This window comes from Pseudarthrobacter sp. TE3704 (genome assembly GCF_056279405.1).
Genome location: NZ_JBWCCJ010000004.1, coordinates 1 through 14,603 on the forward strand (window position 1 = coordinate 1; position 14,603 = coordinate 14,603).

Annotated in this window: 13 protein-coding genes; 8 read left to right on the plus strand and 5 right to left on the minus strand. The window is 59.0% G+C overall.

All coding sequences use genetic code 11. From position 1 onward, the window contains the following. Positions 1–122: 122 nt before the first annotated feature. Positions 123–992: a glucose-1-phosphate thymidylyltransferase RfbA gene (rfbA, locus tag ACZ9BC_RS11125; protein WP_476246001.1), complete on the minus strand. Its 870-nt coding sequence runs from the start codon at positions 990–992 to the stop codon at positions 123–125. Between the two features lie 56 nt (positions 993–1,048). Between rfbA and rfbB the strand changes: the two genes are divergently transcribed. The 4 genes from rfbB to ACZ9BC_RS11145 are packed head-to-tail and all read left to right on the plus strand — an operon-like array spanning position 1,049 to position 4,602. Next, on the plus strand, positions 1,049–2,047 hold the full coding sequence (rfbB, locus tag ACZ9BC_RS11130; protein ID WP_476246002.1) for a dTDP-glucose 4,6-dehydratase: 999 nt from the start codon (positions 1,049–1,051) through the stop codon (positions 2,045–2,047). Between the two features lie 3 nt (positions 2,048–2,050). Beyond that, positions 2,051–3,475, plus strand: coding sequence for a sugar nucleotide-binding protein (locus ACZ9BC_RS11135; protein ID WP_476246003.1), 1,425 nt, complete (start codon positions 2,051–2,053; stop codon positions 3,473–3,475). After that, positions 3,472–4,203 (plus strand): glycosyltransferase family 2 protein, encoded by a 732-nt coding sequence (locus tag ACZ9BC_RS11140; RefSeq protein ID WP_476246004.1) that lies wholly within the window; start codon positions 3,472–3,474, stop codon positions 4,201–4,203. Before ACZ9BC_RS11135 ends, ACZ9BC_RS11140 begins: the two co-directional genes overlap by 4 nt. 9 nt (positions 4,204–4,212) lie before the next feature. Then, positions 4,213–4,602 carry a DUF2304 domain-containing protein gene (locus tag ACZ9BC_RS11145; protein ID WP_476246005.1) on the plus strand — a complete coding sequence of 130 codons (390 nt, stop codon included), beginning with the start codon at positions 4,213–4,215 and terminating at the stop codon, positions 4,600–4,602. A 74-nt stretch (positions 4,603–4,676) separates the two neighbouring features. On the opposite strand, the gene ACZ9BC_RS11150 is transcribed toward ACZ9BC_RS11145, so the two are convergent. Then, entirely contained in the window at positions 4,677–5,558 is an 882-nt protein-coding gene (locus ACZ9BC_RS11150) for a glycosyltransferase family 2 protein (RefSeq protein WP_476246006.1), read from the minus strand. 226 nt (positions 5,559–5,784) lie between these two features. Here ACZ9BC_RS11150 and ACZ9BC_RS11155 point away from each other — a divergent pair, with 226 nt between their 5' ends. After that, on the plus strand, positions 5,785–6,531 hold the full coding sequence (locus tag ACZ9BC_RS11155) for a glycosyltransferase (RefSeq protein ID WP_476246007.1): 747 nt from the start codon (positions 5,785–5,787) through the stop codon (positions 6,529–6,531). A 3-nt stretch (positions 6,532–6,534) separates the two neighbouring features. After that, positions 6,535–7,521 carry a glycosyltransferase gene (locus tag ACZ9BC_RS11160; RefSeq protein ID WP_476246008.1) on the plus strand — a complete coding sequence of 329 codons (987 nt, stop codon included), beginning with the start codon at positions 6,535–6,537 and terminating at the stop codon, positions 7,519–7,521. Here ACZ9BC_RS11160 and ACZ9BC_RS11165 read toward each other — a convergent pair. Further along, on the minus strand, positions 7,514–8,779 hold the full coding sequence (locus ACZ9BC_RS11165; RefSeq protein WP_476246009.1) for a polysaccharide biosynthesis protein: 1,266 nt from the start codon (positions 8,777–8,779) through the stop codon (positions 7,514–7,516). The two genes, ACZ9BC_RS11160 and ACZ9BC_RS11165, sit on opposite strands and share 8 nt — an antisense overlap. A gap of 96 nt (positions 8,780–8,875) precedes the next feature. Further along, positions 8,876–10,855 (minus strand): DUF6541 family protein, encoded by a 1,980-nt coding sequence (locus tag ACZ9BC_RS11170; RefSeq protein WP_476246010.1) that lies wholly within the window; start codon positions 10,853–10,855, stop codon positions 8,876–8,878. Between the two features lie 197 nt (positions 10,856–11,052). On the opposite strand from ACZ9BC_RS11170, the gene ACZ9BC_RS11175 reads away from it, so the two are divergent. Continuing rightward, positions 11,053–12,162: a substrate-binding domain-containing protein gene (locus ACZ9BC_RS11175; RefSeq protein WP_476246011.1), complete on the plus strand. Its 1,110-nt coding sequence runs from the start codon at positions 11,053–11,055 to the stop codon at positions 12,160–12,162. A gap of 65 nt (positions 12,163–12,227) precedes the next feature. Then, positions 12,228–13,865, plus strand: coding sequence for a DUF2142 domain-containing protein (locus tag ACZ9BC_RS11180; RefSeq protein WP_476246012.1), 1,638 nt, complete (start codon positions 12,228–12,230; stop codon positions 13,863–13,865). 55 nt (positions 13,866–13,920) lie between these two features. Here ACZ9BC_RS11180 and ACZ9BC_RS11185 read toward each other — a convergent pair whose 3' ends face one another. Then, positions 13,921–14,598 carry an ABC transporter ATP-binding protein gene (locus ACZ9BC_RS11185; protein ID WP_476246479.1) on the minus strand — a complete coding sequence of 226 codons (678 nt, stop codon included), beginning with the start codon at positions 14,596–14,598 and terminating at the stop codon, positions 13,921–13,923. Between the last annotated feature and the right edge of the window lie 5 nt (positions 14,599–14,603).

Genomic DNA, 14,603 nt, shown 5'->3' on the forward strand with positions numbered 1-14,603 from the left:
CGCTGCTCCTCTGATAACGAACTGTCCTCACGCATAAAACTGCTCCCCGAAAACCGGAACTGAATTTCTCAGTCCAACTTTCGGGGAGCAGTTCACGGCGGGTCCCGCCTTTTTGGCCTCTTCTAGTGGCCGTGTTCCAGCAAATCGATCAAGTAGGAGCCATAACCGCTCTTCACGAGGGGCTCAGCCCGCTGCCGGAGTTCATCGTCAGTGAGGAAGCCGAGCCTCCATGCGATCTCCTCGGGAGCACCGATTTTCAGTCCCTGCCGGTTTTCCGTCGTTCGGACGAAGTTCGATGCATCGTTCAGGTCATTGAAGGTTCCGGTGTCGAGCCAGGCAGTGCCGCGCGGGAGGATCTCCACCTGCAGCTTTCCCCTCTCGAGATAAGTGCGGTTGACGTCCGTGATCTCCAGTTCCCCCCTCGCGGAAGGCTTGAGGTTTTCCGCAATCTCTACGACGTCATTGTCATAGAAGTAAAGACCGGGGACAGCGTAATGGCTCTTCGGCTTTGCCGGCTTCTCTTCCAGGGAAATCGCTTTGCCCGCGGAATCGAACTCCACCACGCCATAAGCCTTGGGATCGGCAACCCAATAACCAAAGACCGCTCCGCCGTCGATGTTTTCGAAACGGCGCAATTGGGTGCCCATCCCGGGGCCATAAAAGATGTTGTCCCCCAAAACAAGTGCCACGCTGTCATCACCGATGTGTTCCGCTCCGAGCACAAAAGCCTGGGCAAGGCCGTCCGGCGAGGGCTGCTGCTTATAGGTGATGGATACGCCGAAACGTGACCCGTCACCGAGCAGACGTTCGAATTGCTCGGCGTCGTGCGGCGTGGTGATGATCAGGATGTCGCGGATACCCGCGAGTATCAGGGTGGACAGCGGGTAGTAGATCATGGGCTTGTCGTAGACCGGGACCAACTGCTTGCTGACGCCCAGAGTGATGGGGTGAAGCCTGGAGCCGGTACCGCCGGCAAGTATTATTCCGCGCATGTCCCCCATCTTTCCGTTCGCTAAGTGCCGCGGCAAATCCGGTACCCTTGGGAATTATGCAGCGACTTCTTGTTACCGGCGGTGCCGGGTTCATTGGTTCCAACTTCGTCCACTACGTACTTGATAACACCGATGAGCACGTCACCGTTCTGGACAAGCTGACCTACGCAGGAAACCTTGAATCGCTGAAGGGGTTGCCGGACGGACGCTTCACGTTTGTCCAGGGTGACATCGCCGACGCCGCCCTGGTGGACGGACTCGTCGCCGACACCGACGTCGTGGTCCACTACGCTGCCGAATCGCACAATGACAACTCCCTGCACGATCCCCGCCCGTTCCTGGACACCAACATCATCGGCACGTACACGCTGATCGAGGCGGCACGGAAGCACAACAAGCGCTTCCACCACATCTCCACGGATGAGGTCTACGGCGATCTGGAACTCGACGACACCGAACGGTTCACCGAGCAGACCCCCTACAACCCTTCCAGCCCCTATTCCTCCACCAAAGCCGGCTCCGACCTGCTGGTCCGGGCATGGGTGCGCTCCTTCGGGCTGCAGGCGACAATCAGCAACTGCTCCAACAACTATGGCCCGTACCAGCACGTGGAGAAATTCATTCCGCGCCAGATCACCAACGTGATCGATGGCATCCGGCCCAAGCTTTACGGCAAGGGCGAGAACGTCCGGGACTGGATCCACGCCAACGACCACTCCTCCGCGGTCCTGGCTATCATCGCCAAGGGCAAGATCGGAGAGACGTACCTGATCGGCGCGGACGGGGAGAAGAACAACAAGGACGTCGTCGAACTGATCCTCAAGCACATGGGCCAGTCCCCGGACGCCTACGACCACGTGGTGGACCGGCCCGGCCACGACCTGCGCTACGCCATCGACTCCACGAAACTCCGCGATGAGCTGGGCTGGGAACCGCAGTTCTCCAACTTCGACGCCGGCATCGAGGACACCATCGCCTGGTACCGCGACAACGAAGAATGGTGGCGGCCCCAGAAAGCAGCCACCGAAGCCAAATACAAGGAACAGGGCCAGTAGTCCATGTCTCTGGAGTTTTCGAAGAAACTTTCTGCGCACGAAACCCCGATTCCTGGTGTCGTCCTTTATGACCTTCCGGTACATGGCGACAACCGGGGCTGGTTCAAGGAGAACTGGCAGCGGGAGAAAATGGTTGCCTTGGGGCTGCCGGATTTCCGCCCTGTCCAGAACAATATTTCGTTTAACGAAAAGGCAGGCACCACCCGCGGCATCCACGCGGAACCGTGGGACAAGTTCATCTCTGTCGCCACCGGGAAAATCTTTGGCGCCTGGGTAGATCTTCGTGAGGGTCCCTCTTTCGGTGCTGTCTTCACTGCGGAGCTTGACGCCAGCCAGGCCATTTTCATCCCCCGTGGCGTGGGCAACGCATTCCAGACCCTCGAGGACAACACGGCTTACACCTACCTCGTGAATGACCATTGGTCAGCTGACGCCCAAGGCCAGTACACCTTCCTCAACCTCGCCGATGAAACCGCGGCCATCCAGTGGCCCATTCCGTTGGGTCAGGCAGAGCTGTCGGACAAGGACAAGGCCCACCCTCGCCTGGCCGACGTGGTGCCCATGCCCGCCAAAAAAATCCTGGTGGTCGGTGCAAACGGACAACTGGGCAAAGCCCTGCGCAACCTTTATGAGGGCGACGGCTCGGTCGAGTTTGCCGGCCGCGCGGAGTTCGATTTGGACAAGTTGAATTCCTACACGGACCGCAACTGGAAAAACTACTCAACCATCATCAACGCGGCTGCCTACACGGCCGTCGATGCCGCCGAGACCCAGCAGGGCCGCGCCGCCGCCTGGGCCGTCAATGTCACAGCGGTATCCCGGTTGGCCCGGATCGCTGTCGAGCATGACCTGACACTGGTCCACGTCTCGTCCGACTACGTCTTCGACGGCGCCCGAAACCTCCATGATGAGGCGGAGCCCCTCACCCCGCTGGGGGTGTATGGCCAGAGCAAAGCCGCCGGTGATGCGATCGTGGACGTTGTTCCCCGCCACTACATCGTCCGCACCAGCTGGGTCATCGGTGAAGGCAACAACTTTGTGCGCACCATGGCGTCCCTGGCCGAGCGTGGCATCGAGCCCTCGGTAGTCAATGATCAAGTTGGCCGGTTGAGCTTCACCGAAGATATCGCTGCGGGCATCCGTCATCTGCTTGAGTCCGGTGCAGAGTACGGGACGTACAACCTCAGCAGTGACGGCGAGCCCCAGTCCTGGGCAGACCTCGCTGCGGACGTGTTTGAGTTGTGCGGCAAGGCACGGACTGCAGTCGCAGGGGTCAGCACCGCTGACTACTTCAAAGGAAAAGAAGCGGCACCGCGACCGCTGAACAGCGTCCTGGACCTGACAAAAATCAAGTCCACCGGATTTGAGCCGCCACTGTCGAACATCCGCTTGGAGTCCTACGTGAAGAATGGACTGATCGATCAGTGACAGCACCCGCCCGTCACCCTGACACTCTCGTGATCATGCCTGCCTGGAATGAGTCCGAATCCATTGGAAACACCATCCGCGAAGTGTTCGAATTCGGCCCGCCTTGCGATGTCCTGGTAGTAGACGACGGATCACGTGACAGCACTGCCCGGGTGGCCCGTGAGGCGGGAGCAACCGTACTGCAACTGCCGTTCAACATGGGTGTCGGAGGCGCTATGCGCACCGGCTTCAAGTATGCCAAGAGTCATGCCTACAAGCAGGTTATACAGGTCGACGCCGACGGGCAGCATGATCCGCGGGATATCAAGGCTGTGCTTGACGGCCTTCAGCACGCTGACATTGCTATCGGAGCCCGCTTCGCAGACAAGGGAAACTACACCGTACGCGGCCCCCGGAAGTGGGCCATGAAGGTATTGGCGTGGACGATATCCCGCATTGCAGGTACCCCTTTGACTGACGTTACGTCCGGGTTCCGGGCAGCCAACATCAAAGCGATCCGCCAATATGTTGACCACTACCCTGCCGAGTACCTTGGGGATACCATCGACTCGCTGGTCGTGGCCATCCGTTCAGGATGCACTGTCAGGCAAGTCCCGGTCTCGATGCGCGCCCGCCAGGGCGGAACCCCGAGCCACGACCCGATGAAGGCAGCCATCTACCTCGGACGCTCAGGAATGGCCTTGCTGTTCGCTCTGACGCGGAAGAAAACCGAGCCGTCCACCAACTAGGAATCCAACATGTCGCTCCTTATGGGCTCCATCGTCGTCGTGGCGATCCTTTTCTTTGTGTTTGAAATGCTCCGCCGACAGAAACTTCGCGAGAAGTATGCCGTCCTGTGGATTGTCATCGGCATCGGCACTCTTCTACTTTCCGCCTTCCCTTCTCTCCTGGAGAAAGCCAGCGGACTTATCGGCATTCAGGTGCCGGCAAACCTCCTTTTCATCATGACATTGATCCTTTTGGTGGGTGTCTGCCTTCATCTCTCCAGGGAACAGTCACAGGCTGAAGACGAGGTGCGAATCCTTTGCGAGGAACTGGCGCTGCTCAGGGCTGATCTGGCTGACATCCGGAGTCAGCTGGAAGTAAAGCCTGGCCCGGGAAGTGACCCGGGGCCTCACAACCCATGACCCGTTGCCGCTGCCGGCCGTGGCGGCGGACACAAAAAAGGACGCCCAGGGGCGTCCTTTTTTGTCCTGCTGCCTTAGCTGAAGATGTGCTTTGCCAGCCTTGGCAGTGAATCGAATTTGCCCTTCCCAACCGACTTCAAGATCAGGGAGGCGGCGTTAAGGCGGGATGTTGTATGAAAACTCGCCGCCCGCGCCGCGCCCTTCCAGCCCAAGCTGCTGAAGCGCTCGGCCTGCTGCTGGAAAAACTGCCGCTCCTCGTCAAAACGCCTGCCGTCCAAGGCGCGCACCGAGGAGTCCGATGCTGAGTGCCGGCGGTAGAGAAATGCCAGTACAGGATCAACAATCATCGATCCGTGCTCCGCCGCAATGTCCAGCAAAAGAGCCAGGTCCTGGACCACGTCCAGTCCCTCAGTGAAGCCGATACGCTTGACCGTCTCGGAGCGCCAGGCAAGTGAAGGGAAGTAAGCCCAGTCCGCGCGGACCAGGCTTGTGGCCATGACCTCTCCTTTGAGCTCAATGCGCTCACTCGTCTTGGGGGCGTAAACCTTCTTCACGGCATCCACAAGCGGAGTGCAGGCAATGCCCTGTTCGTCTATCACCTGTACACCTGGCTGAACCACATCGGCCCTGGGATATTCCTCAAAGGCACCTACGACGACGTCAAGGTAATTCGGAAGCATGATGTCATCGGCACCCATAATGACAACGTAGGGTGCTTCGACCAGGGTCAGCGCCTTGCGGTAGTTACCGTTGGCACCAAGATTTTCCTCATTTTTCAGGTACGTTACGCGAGGGTCTGTGATAGTTGAGAACCAGCGTTCCGGTTCCGGATCCGGATACCCGTCGTCGATGACAACAAGCCGCCAGTCCTGGTTCTCCTGATTCATCACGCTGCGGGCGGCGAGCTTCATTTGATGGACATCGCCGTAGTACGGCAACATTACGTCAACGGTCATGGACCTGAGGTTCCTTCCGTGGTTTTCGCCGGCGCTCTGAAGGCCCCTGCGACGCCCAGGCAGCCGTCATTTGGGCGAGGCCTGGCGCGATCATCGTCGGTTTGATTATAGGCCAGGAGGGCCGTCCCCCGGCTCCTTGGGCCCTTTGCTAGACTGTTCTTCGTTTGATCAAGCCCCGCTCGACACGACTGAGCGGGTACATTCTGAAAGCGATATTCCGCACTTTATGGAACCCCTACCGACAGTCCTTCCGCGCATCAGCGTCTGCATGGCCGCCTACAACGGCGCAAGGCATATCAGGGAGCAGATCGAATCCATTCTTGCGGAGCTGTCCTCAACCGATGAACTTGTCATCGTCGATGACTGTTCCACAGACGACACCAGGAATGTCATCAAAGGAATCGGCGATCAGCGGATCCGGTTGATCCCCGCCACAGCTAACGCCGGCTACGTGCGCACGTTTGAAAAGGCTCTATCCGAAGCGAGCGGCGAGTACGTCTTCCTCTCCGACCAGGATGATATCTGGATACCTGGCCGCACCGAACAAATGATTGCAGGTCTTCAGGACGCGGGCATGGTCGTCAGCAATTGCAAACATTTCGACGGTCCGCTCGGACGGTTCCACCAAATCAGGCTTCGGTCCCAAGACTCCACGCACACTTTGCGTAACCTGGTTGGCATCGTCGTGGGCTATCGGCTGCATTGGGGCTGTGCAATGGCATTCCGCCAGGAGATGCTGAAAAAAATCCTGCCCTTTCCCCCGCACATGAGGGAGTCACACGACCAGTGGATTGCGATGGTGGGCATCGTCAACCGTTCGATCCGTTACTTGGAAGAGGACACCATCCTTCACCGGCTTCATGGGCAAAACTTGACGCCGCAAGGAATCCGAAGTGCGGGGAAGATCTTCGCCGCACGATGGGACTTTGTTCGAAACCTCGTCATCGCCGTGCGCAGGACCGTCTTCAACTAGCCCATGTACAACTTTTGGGGCATTGGATCAATCACTGCACCCAACCCGAGCAAAGGGACGGCATCAAAATTGCTCCTGACTCCTAACGGGCGTGATGTGGCGGCAGTTGTCTCCGCATACTCCCCCACCAAAGAACTTGTCGAGAATGTGGCTTCGCTCAAGAGGTATGTCGAACACGTTATTGTGGTCGACGACGGCTCACCCACCGATGTGTCGGAAATTCTTTCGGATGTAGAGTCCGCAGGCGCAAAAGTCCTCCGGCTGCCGGAAAATTGCGGTATCGCTGCCGCGCTTAATGCCGGAATGAAGCGCGCACGCGAACTATGGGAACCCGAGTGGTTAATCACCATGGATCAGGATTCCCGCTTTACCGGAAACTACGTTGAGGACGCTCTCGAGGTTGCCAGGTCTTCGAGTAGCCCACAGACGGTTGGGCTCGTTGCCCCCCAGTTCCACAACAACATCAAAATGCCCCTGTTTGGTACGTCAGATGAGCAGGAGGTCTTCGACCCAATGCAATCAGGCACTCTCATCAAGACCTCCGTGCTTGACAGGGTGGGGTATCTCGACGAGGAATTTTTTATCGACTGCGTGGATTCAGAATTTAATGCCCGGGTCAGGGAAGCCGGTTTCCGGGCTCTTGCCAGTGCAGGCAGCAACCTTGCGCATTCATTGGGCGACGCCAGGCCGCTGAAGATCCTGGGCTGGCATGCACGAATCGGCCAGAAGAAACTGAGTGTGCATTACCACTCGCCCTTCCGGGTGTACTACATCACCCGGAACTCTTTCGTATTGATGCGGCGATATGCGCGTAGCCAGCCGAAATGGATCCTCCGCCGCCTGTATATGGAGCTCCAAAGCCACGCAGTGCGATTCGTTTATGGTCCCAACCGAAGGAAGCACCTTATCGGTTTCCTTTACGGTCTGCGGGACGGACTTATAAATCGCATGGGAAAAATCGATCCGCGGCTGGCCGAACGGCTTAGGTAGCCTTCAGTGGGGTGCGGGGTTCGTCCCGGTCGCCCATCCGGTACTTTTCAAGGTTGTTCAGCCTCCGAAGACCCGGCAAAACTAATGCGATAAAGAGCAGAGCCTCGCTGCCTGCCATGCCTAGGGCTATTCCCTCCGCCCAGTTGCCTGTCCCTGCTGCCACCATGGTTCCCACCCCGAGAACAGCAGAGACGGCTGTCCACACCAGAATCAGTTTTTCGCCACCGAACGGTATTAGTAGATTCCGTGTGAAGGGCGAGGCTGCGGAGATGAAGAAGAAGGCGAGTCCATAGAAAAGACAGGTCAATTGGGTGGCCCTTACAGGGGCGCCAAACAGGATCTCGGTTGCCCACGGTCCCAGCAGCGCCAGCAACCCGCCGCCAACAGTGCCCAGGGCAGCATGCGACCAGATCGCAAGCAGATGCCGCCGGCGTTCCGAAGAGTCTCCTAGTTCAAGGACCCAGCCCTGGAAGGTGTTTCCCAACGCCATTACAGAGAAAAGGCCAAAGCGGTAGATAGTATCAGCGGAACCGAATTGCCCTGCGGTGGCCGGATCCACGGAAGCCTGCGCGATGGGGAGCGGCGTCGCCGCGTAGGTATTGCCGGAAGCGCCGATGCCGGCAGAAGCCATCTGCGACTTCAGCGTGCTGGTCGTTGCCCGCCAGTGCATGAAAGTAGTCCGGCCCCGTGGAACGGCCCACCGCTGGAACACGAACATGCTTATTGCCACGGCCAAGACCAAAAGGACTCCGTAAAGCCATATGTAGCCGGTGGCGAGCACGACGGGTATGGCAACAAGCGTGGCAACGACCCGCGGGACCGTGTCGAACTTCGCCAGCAGGGATGGCTGACCCACGCCAATGCAGTACCAGGCTACGGACAGTCCCCCTAATGCAGTGGTCCATGACATAGCGACCGCTTCGAGTCTCAGCTCAGGGACAGCGAGGAATGCGGCGAGAAACGACACCACCGGTAACACCACGAGGGTCAGCAACAAGCGAGTCCTGATGCTCTCGCGATAAAGCTCCGCACGGAATGCCGGTGACGGGTTTTGCGCGATTTGAACAGGACCCTGGATGTTCCACCCCCAGCTGATCACTGTCGCTCCGAAAGTGCCGATGGTTTGGCCGGCCAGCAGGCTGGACCAGCCCACCTCACCGACCAGGCGCGAGAGAATGGGAAGCAACAAAAAGGGTGTCACCAGAGATAGCAGAGGCAGCCCTGTGAATCCCAGCAGCCGGATAATCACGGTTTTCATCGTTGATGGACCTCAATGTTCATGAATTTGCCCAAGGACTCCTGCAAACTCCGCTGTTCAGTGTCTTTTCCCCACCTGTCGAAGAGCATGGCAACATCAAATTCCGCAAGCCGTAATGCGGTAGAGTGTCGCCCCATCCTGCGAATCCACAACCTCCGCCACACCGCTTTCTTTCAAATTTTCGAGTCCATGGTAGTCAATGGTCCGTCCTTCACCGTTGTTGACTTGGCGGTCGCCAAAATCCAGAACATATTCCGCCTCAAGATCACGAATGGCTGCACACACGGCTGTATCAACGGCAGCCATGTTGAGGTGGGCAAAGACGTACAGCGCCTCGTCCGAGACCGCGCCAAGAATGTGCGGCTGGAGGGTTTGGCGCTGGGAAAGGGCGTATGCCAGCGAACTTCCGGTCCACGGATTACCGACCACCACAGCGTCCGGCGGCACTTCTTCCCGGACGCGCTCCAATATAGCCATTTCCTGTGAGTCCAAAAGGGGTGCATCCGGACCCATCGCATAGTTGCGCGCAGCTGACGCTTGAGCCGCATCCAAGTTCTCCTGCTGCGTCACGGCTATAAGTGTCGAGACCGCGACGACTGCAGCAACAGAAGTCACCCCGAGGGTCAGCGCGGGGCTACCGTAGTCCTTGATCGGGATTCTTTTCCGGCGTGTTTTCACGAGCAGGCGCTTCAGGCCATCCCAACAGAACGAGGCACCCAGAGCGGCTATGGGCAGAAGAACGATGGGGACTATCGCGGCAAGGCGTTGCGGGTCGTTGTACCAGACCCCGGTAAGAAACGTTCGGATCCGGCCCGGCCGGCCTGCTACTGCCATGAAAAACAGGATCGCGACAGCAGCATACGCGCCCAGAAGCCAATAGCGCTTGCTTTTGGCAGCCACCACGAGCCCCACCATTGCCAGTGCCATGACTGCCCATGATTCCGGCCGGCCGATGCCTGAACTGCTGACGAGGTCCCAAATCGCGTCCGTCCATGTGGCGACCGGCGGCCATGTTGCCGCCGCTTCCGGTGGCCTGACGACCTTCCACAGCGCAACGCAAACCGCTCCCGCTGCAACGAGCAGCATCACCCTCGCGGCACCCGAGCGCCAGATTCCACTTCGGGGCGTGCAATGGAAATTCCACTGCCACCAACAGATGACCGCGGCAGCGGCAAGCAACGGCAAAAGTGTCAAGACGCCGCTGGGGTGCGAAAGTGCGAGCCCCGGCAGCGTCGCCAGGAAAAGAATCCACGTTGCGCAGGGCTGTGCCGGACCATCTGCCGAAAACCGGAACGCCTGGATGCCGAGGGCCCACACGAAAGGAAGCAGAGCCAGGGCGAGAAAGTTGGGGTAAAGGACTCCAAAGTCCACCATGAGAAGCGGATAGGCGCCGAACGCTGCGGAAAGCACGCCGGCAGCAATGACCGCAGCGGGACGGCTCCCCACAGTCACCTGCGCCAAGTAGACGCAACCGGCCGGCCAGACAACAGCCCCTATACAGACGTTGATGACATTCGCGGCCACAGGGATGCTTGCCCCAGTGAGCTGGCTCAGGAGCGAGACAAGATCGTGCCAGGCAGCGGGGTAAAAGCCTCCCCCGGTCATGTCACCAACCGAAAAGGACGATCCCGATCGGTGATCCAGGATGAATTGAACCGCATTCATGTGAAACACGTTGTCGAATGTCTGGGACAACGCGTCCGGCTGGGCTATCGCGCCCATCATCCGGACTGCTACCAGTACCGCGGCGATAGTCAAACCCAGGCAGACTGCGCTGCCGTAACCCCATCCGGCCTTTTCCGACAGTGCGGGGATCTTCCACAACAGGGCCTTGCGGGCCGTCAGCACCGCAACGAGCGCCGCTGCCGTTGCAGCCGCAAGAGCGGGAGCGGACCAATCAAGTCCGACAATGGGAGCGACTATTGCGGCGGAAGCCACAAGCGAGAGGCTCAGTGACGGCGCTGACGCATACAAAGGGAAACCGCGGACTCCAGCCACCCACGCCACAACAGCGCCGGGGACGAACAGCAGCGTCAAAGCAGCAAAGAACGCTGGCGCCTCCGACCACCAGGACATACAAAACCTTACTGTTGACGGCGGCTGTTGTAGGCTGCCTCGTAACTTGCCGCGGCAAGGAGGCTCCCTGACCTCAGCGATTCTACTTGACGAGCAAGGCTGAGGCCCAAAAGAGCCTCATTGCAGTGACTGGACCCGCCCGCCGTGTGGCTCTGCCGGAATAACGCCGTGCCCGCCGGGCCGCGTAGGCTAGGCACGTGAAACGTCGAGACAAGAAGTTAACACAGCCAAGAATCGCATCCCCGCTGGGCCTCTGCGGCGCCGCCGTTTTGGCCACTGTCTTGACTACAACAGCGTGCTCGGCACCACCGCCCGCCGTCAGCGCTGATTCGCTAAGGGGCAGCTTGGTGGGCGTAGGGAACGGCTCAATGAGTGCGCTCGTCGCGGCATGGCAGGAAGGCTGGAGGGGGCCGAACCCAGCCGTATCCGTGGCTTTCTCCCCCGATGGGGGCACAACCGGGATGGATGCTTTGGCACGGGAACAGACGCACTTCGCTACGTCAACGATGCCAGGATCTGTAAAGCTGCCAGCTTCCAGCGGACAGCTTTGCGGTCCGTCCGGACCACTCATCCTTCCGGCGGCCGTGCTCCCGGTCGGCGTAGCTTATAACCTTCCCGGAATCCGTAATGTGAAACTCAACGCCGGCATCCTGTCCGGCATCCTTCTTAAGGAGATCACGCGTTGGAATGACCCGCGGATCGCCCAGGAGAATCCGGGGCTGGATATGCCCGACATCGAAATTACGCCCTTGCTGTCTGACGATGACCAGGACGTCACGGAGGCCGTGACCGAATACCTGTCAGACGAGGCAGGCAGCGAATGGGGATCCGGGATTTCTGCCGAGTGGCCTGAACCAGTGGATGTAAAGGCGGACAGGAAGCCGATCGCAGTCGCGTCAGACCTCGATGATACAGTCGGCGGGCTGGCAGTCTTTGAACGTGGCATCATCGGCTCGCGCTTTTCGACCGCCTCGTTGCAATTCGATGGAACGTACCAGTCGTTCTCGCCGGACTCAGTCCTCGCCGCAATCGAAGCAGGAAAAACAGCCAGTACTGCACCTGGCGCCCTCGAGCAGGAACTCGACGGCAAGGCTGGATACGCATTGGCCGTCAAGGAATACGTAGTGTTTTGCCGAAAGTACCCGCACGCGGAAATCGCGAAGCTTGTCAGCTCCTGGGGGGAAGCAATCTTCAGTGAGACTGGTCAGCGAAACGCCAACATCTTCGCCAGCGCTTTGCCACCAAACAGTAAAACGTCGGATCAAGCCAAAAAGCTGATAGCCGCAATCGTGGAGGGAACTGAGTGAGCGGATTGACGCACCCCTCGGACAGTGCACAACGAACAAGTGAAACCACCATCCACCTTCATCAAATGGAAGTAGCGGGTTCGAAGGCACAACCTGCATTGAAAAGCGGCCGAAAGCTGTTCTTCCAGCTTTTCGGACTCTTTGCGCTCCTTATTTCCCTGTGGGCTTTGGCCACACCGCTTATGGCATTCCCGGACGAGCCGGCCCACACAATTAAGGCCGCCGCGGTAGTAAGGGGTCAGATAACTGTCCAGGAGGGATCGTCCTTCGGACACGGGGTCCATGTGAAGGTGCCGGCGTACATCGCCAACCTCGACGCCCAGAGATGCTACAAATTCCGGCCGGACACGTCAGCGGGATGCGCCCCGCCCATCCCCGCAAGCGATACGTACGAGACCATCGGCGTCACGACAGCGGGAACGTACAATCCCATGTACTACTGGATTGTTGGGCTGCCAAGCCTGTGGCTCAGTGGAGCTCCCGCCCTGTACACGATGCGCATCGTCAGCTCAATCCTTACAGCGGTTTTCCTGGCAGCCGGGTTCACTGCCCTGTCAAGATTCCTCCGGCCACAGATACCGGTCGTCCTGGCCAGCGTCAGCATGACGCCCATGGTCCTGTTCCTGGGATCCGGAATCAATCCGAACTCCCTCGAAGTGGCAGCCACAATGGCAGCCTTCTGTGGCTTCATTGTCCTTTTGGACAATGCCCACAGACCACAGGCCATCAAGCCTGCGGTCATGACGGTCGTGGCAGCGTCAGCGATCCTCGCCAATACCCGTCAGGTGTCGCTGGTATGGCTGCTGTGCGCTCTCATTGTCGGACTGTCCTTCTACCAGCGCCGGTCGATCATCACGGCCTTCCAAAACAAGTACGTCCTCCTTGCGGTTGCGGCGACGGTACCGGGGATTCTGCTCGGCATCATATGGATTCTGCTGATGCTTAACGCCCCGGCTTCGGCTGGTGTAGCGCCTATTGGGATAATCAACCCCCTTCCCGGCGTACGTGCCGACCAGGGCTTCGTTACCATGCTGGACAGATTCTTTGGCTTCTTCCCCCAATACGTTGGTGTTATGGGCTGGCTGGACAGCCGCCTGCCTGATGCTGTCCAGATGTTCTGGAGCTTTCTTATTGTGGTCGCGCTCCTGTTGCCGCTGGCCGTCCGTCCTTGGCGGCGCACCGCAGGATATTGGATTGCCCTGGCACTCCTGCTGATCGTCCCCGCAGTCCTCCAGGCTCAAGTAGTGGCAACCATGGGATTCATTTGGCAGGGCCGCTACAACCTTCCCCTTTTCCTGGTGCTCCTGATCGCCGCTGGGATTGCTGTCAGGCACTTGCGGATCAGCCAAACGGAGCCGGCGAAGTCAGTCGGACGCGTGGTTCTGCTGGCGGGGGTCTTCGCCCACGGGCTGGCATTTGCTTATATTTTGCGGCGTTATGTAGTCGGTATTCGCGAGCTGGCCAACTGGCAGATCATGATTACCAATCCCGGGTGGCAGCCTCCCCTCGGGTGGCTGGCGCTGTGCGTGGCTTACCTCGCCTTGGTGGCATTTGCGGCGCACTGCCTCTACGGTTACGTCTTCCCGGGCTCCGCACTCTTGAAATGGCCGTCTCGCACGTCCTCCACGAAGCCCCGGCCGGTTGCCGCACCAGCTGAACCATTGCCAGCCAAGACCGCAGCGGAGTCCCGCTCCAGGTCGTAGGAGTTTCCCGCCGGCCCCAGCTGCACGTCTCGCAGGAGAAGCTGCAGTTGGGGCATTAGGCCGACGCGGTGCGCGCCCTGAGTTCCGAGACGACTTCGTGGACCTCGCCATCCATGATGACCTCGCCGTGTTCAAGGAGGATTCCCCGCTCACAGACGGTGGAAACCAGGTCAAGGTCGTGGCTGACGACAAAGAGGGTTTTGCCCTTCTCGGACAATTCCTTGATCTTGGCGATGCATTTCCGCTGGAATGGCTCATCGCCTACAGCCAGGATCTCGTCTATGAGGAACACTTCCGGGTCAGTGTGTACGGCGATGGAGAATGCGAGCCGGAGATACATACCGGACGAGTAGAACTTGACTTCAGTGTCGATGAATTCACCAATCTCCGAGAATTCAACGATGGAATCGAACATCTCGTCGATCTGGCTCTCGCTCATACCCAAGATCGCGCCGTTGAGGTACACGTTGTCCCGGCCGCTGAGGTCATGGTGGAAGCCTGCTCCCACTTCAATAAGTCCGGCGACTCGCCCGCGCGTGTGAACTGTCCCGCCGTCGGGCTGGAGAACTCCCGAGATGAGCTTGAGAAGCGTAGACTTTCCGCTGCCGTTGAGCCCTAGCAGCGCCACTGTTTCACCCTGCTGAACATCGAGGGACACGTCAGTCAGTGCCATGAATTTCTTGGACAGGTCACCCTTTCGTCCCTTGACCAGCCAGACGACAGCCTCTTTCATTGACC

Excerpts from the sequence above, each read along its gene's own strand:
- rfbA (WP_476246001.1), bottom strand. The coding sequence starts at position 992 with ATGCGCGGAATAATACTTGCCGGCGGTACCGGCTCCAGGCTTCACCCC.
- rfbB (WP_476246002.1), top strand. The coding sequence starts at position 1,049 with ATGCAGCGACTTCTTGTTACCGGCGGTGCCGGGTTCATTGGTTCCAAC.
- ACZ9BC_RS11135 (WP_476246003.1), top strand. The coding sequence starts at position 2,051 with ATGTCTCTGGAGTTTTCGAAGAAACTTTCTGCGCACGAAACCCCGATT.
- ACZ9BC_RS11145 (WP_476246005.1), top strand. The coding sequence starts at position 4,213 with ATGTCGCTCCTTATGGGCTCCATCGTCGTCGTGGCGATCCTTTTCTTT.
- ACZ9BC_RS11150 (WP_476246006.1), bottom strand. The coding sequence starts at position 5,558 with ATGACCGTTGACGTAATGTTGCCGTACTACGGCGATGTCCATCAAATG.
- ACZ9BC_RS11155 (WP_476246007.1), top strand. The coding sequence starts at position 5,785 with ATGGAACCCCTACCGACAGTCCTTCCGCGCATCAGCGTCTGCATGGCC.
- ACZ9BC_RS11160 (WP_476246008.1), top strand. The coding sequence starts at position 6,535 with ATGTACAACTTTTGGGGCATTGGATCAATCACTGCACCCAACCCGAGC.
- ACZ9BC_RS11165 (WP_476246009.1), bottom strand. The coding sequence starts at position 8,779 with ATGAAAACCGTGATTATCCGGCTGCTGGGATTCACAGGGCTGCCTCTG.
- ACZ9BC_RS11170 (WP_476246010.1), bottom strand. The coding sequence starts at position 10,855 with ATGTCCTGGTGGTCGGAGGCGCCAGCGTTCTTTGCTGCTTTGACGCTG.
- ACZ9BC_RS11180 (WP_476246012.1), top strand. The coding sequence starts at position 12,228 with ATGGAAGTAGCGGGTTCGAAGGCACAACCTGCATTGAAAAGCGGCCGA.
- ACZ9BC_RS11185 (WP_476246479.1), bottom strand. The coding sequence starts at position 14,598 with ATGAAAGAGGCTGTCGTCTGGCTGGTCAAGGGACGAAAGGGTGACCTG.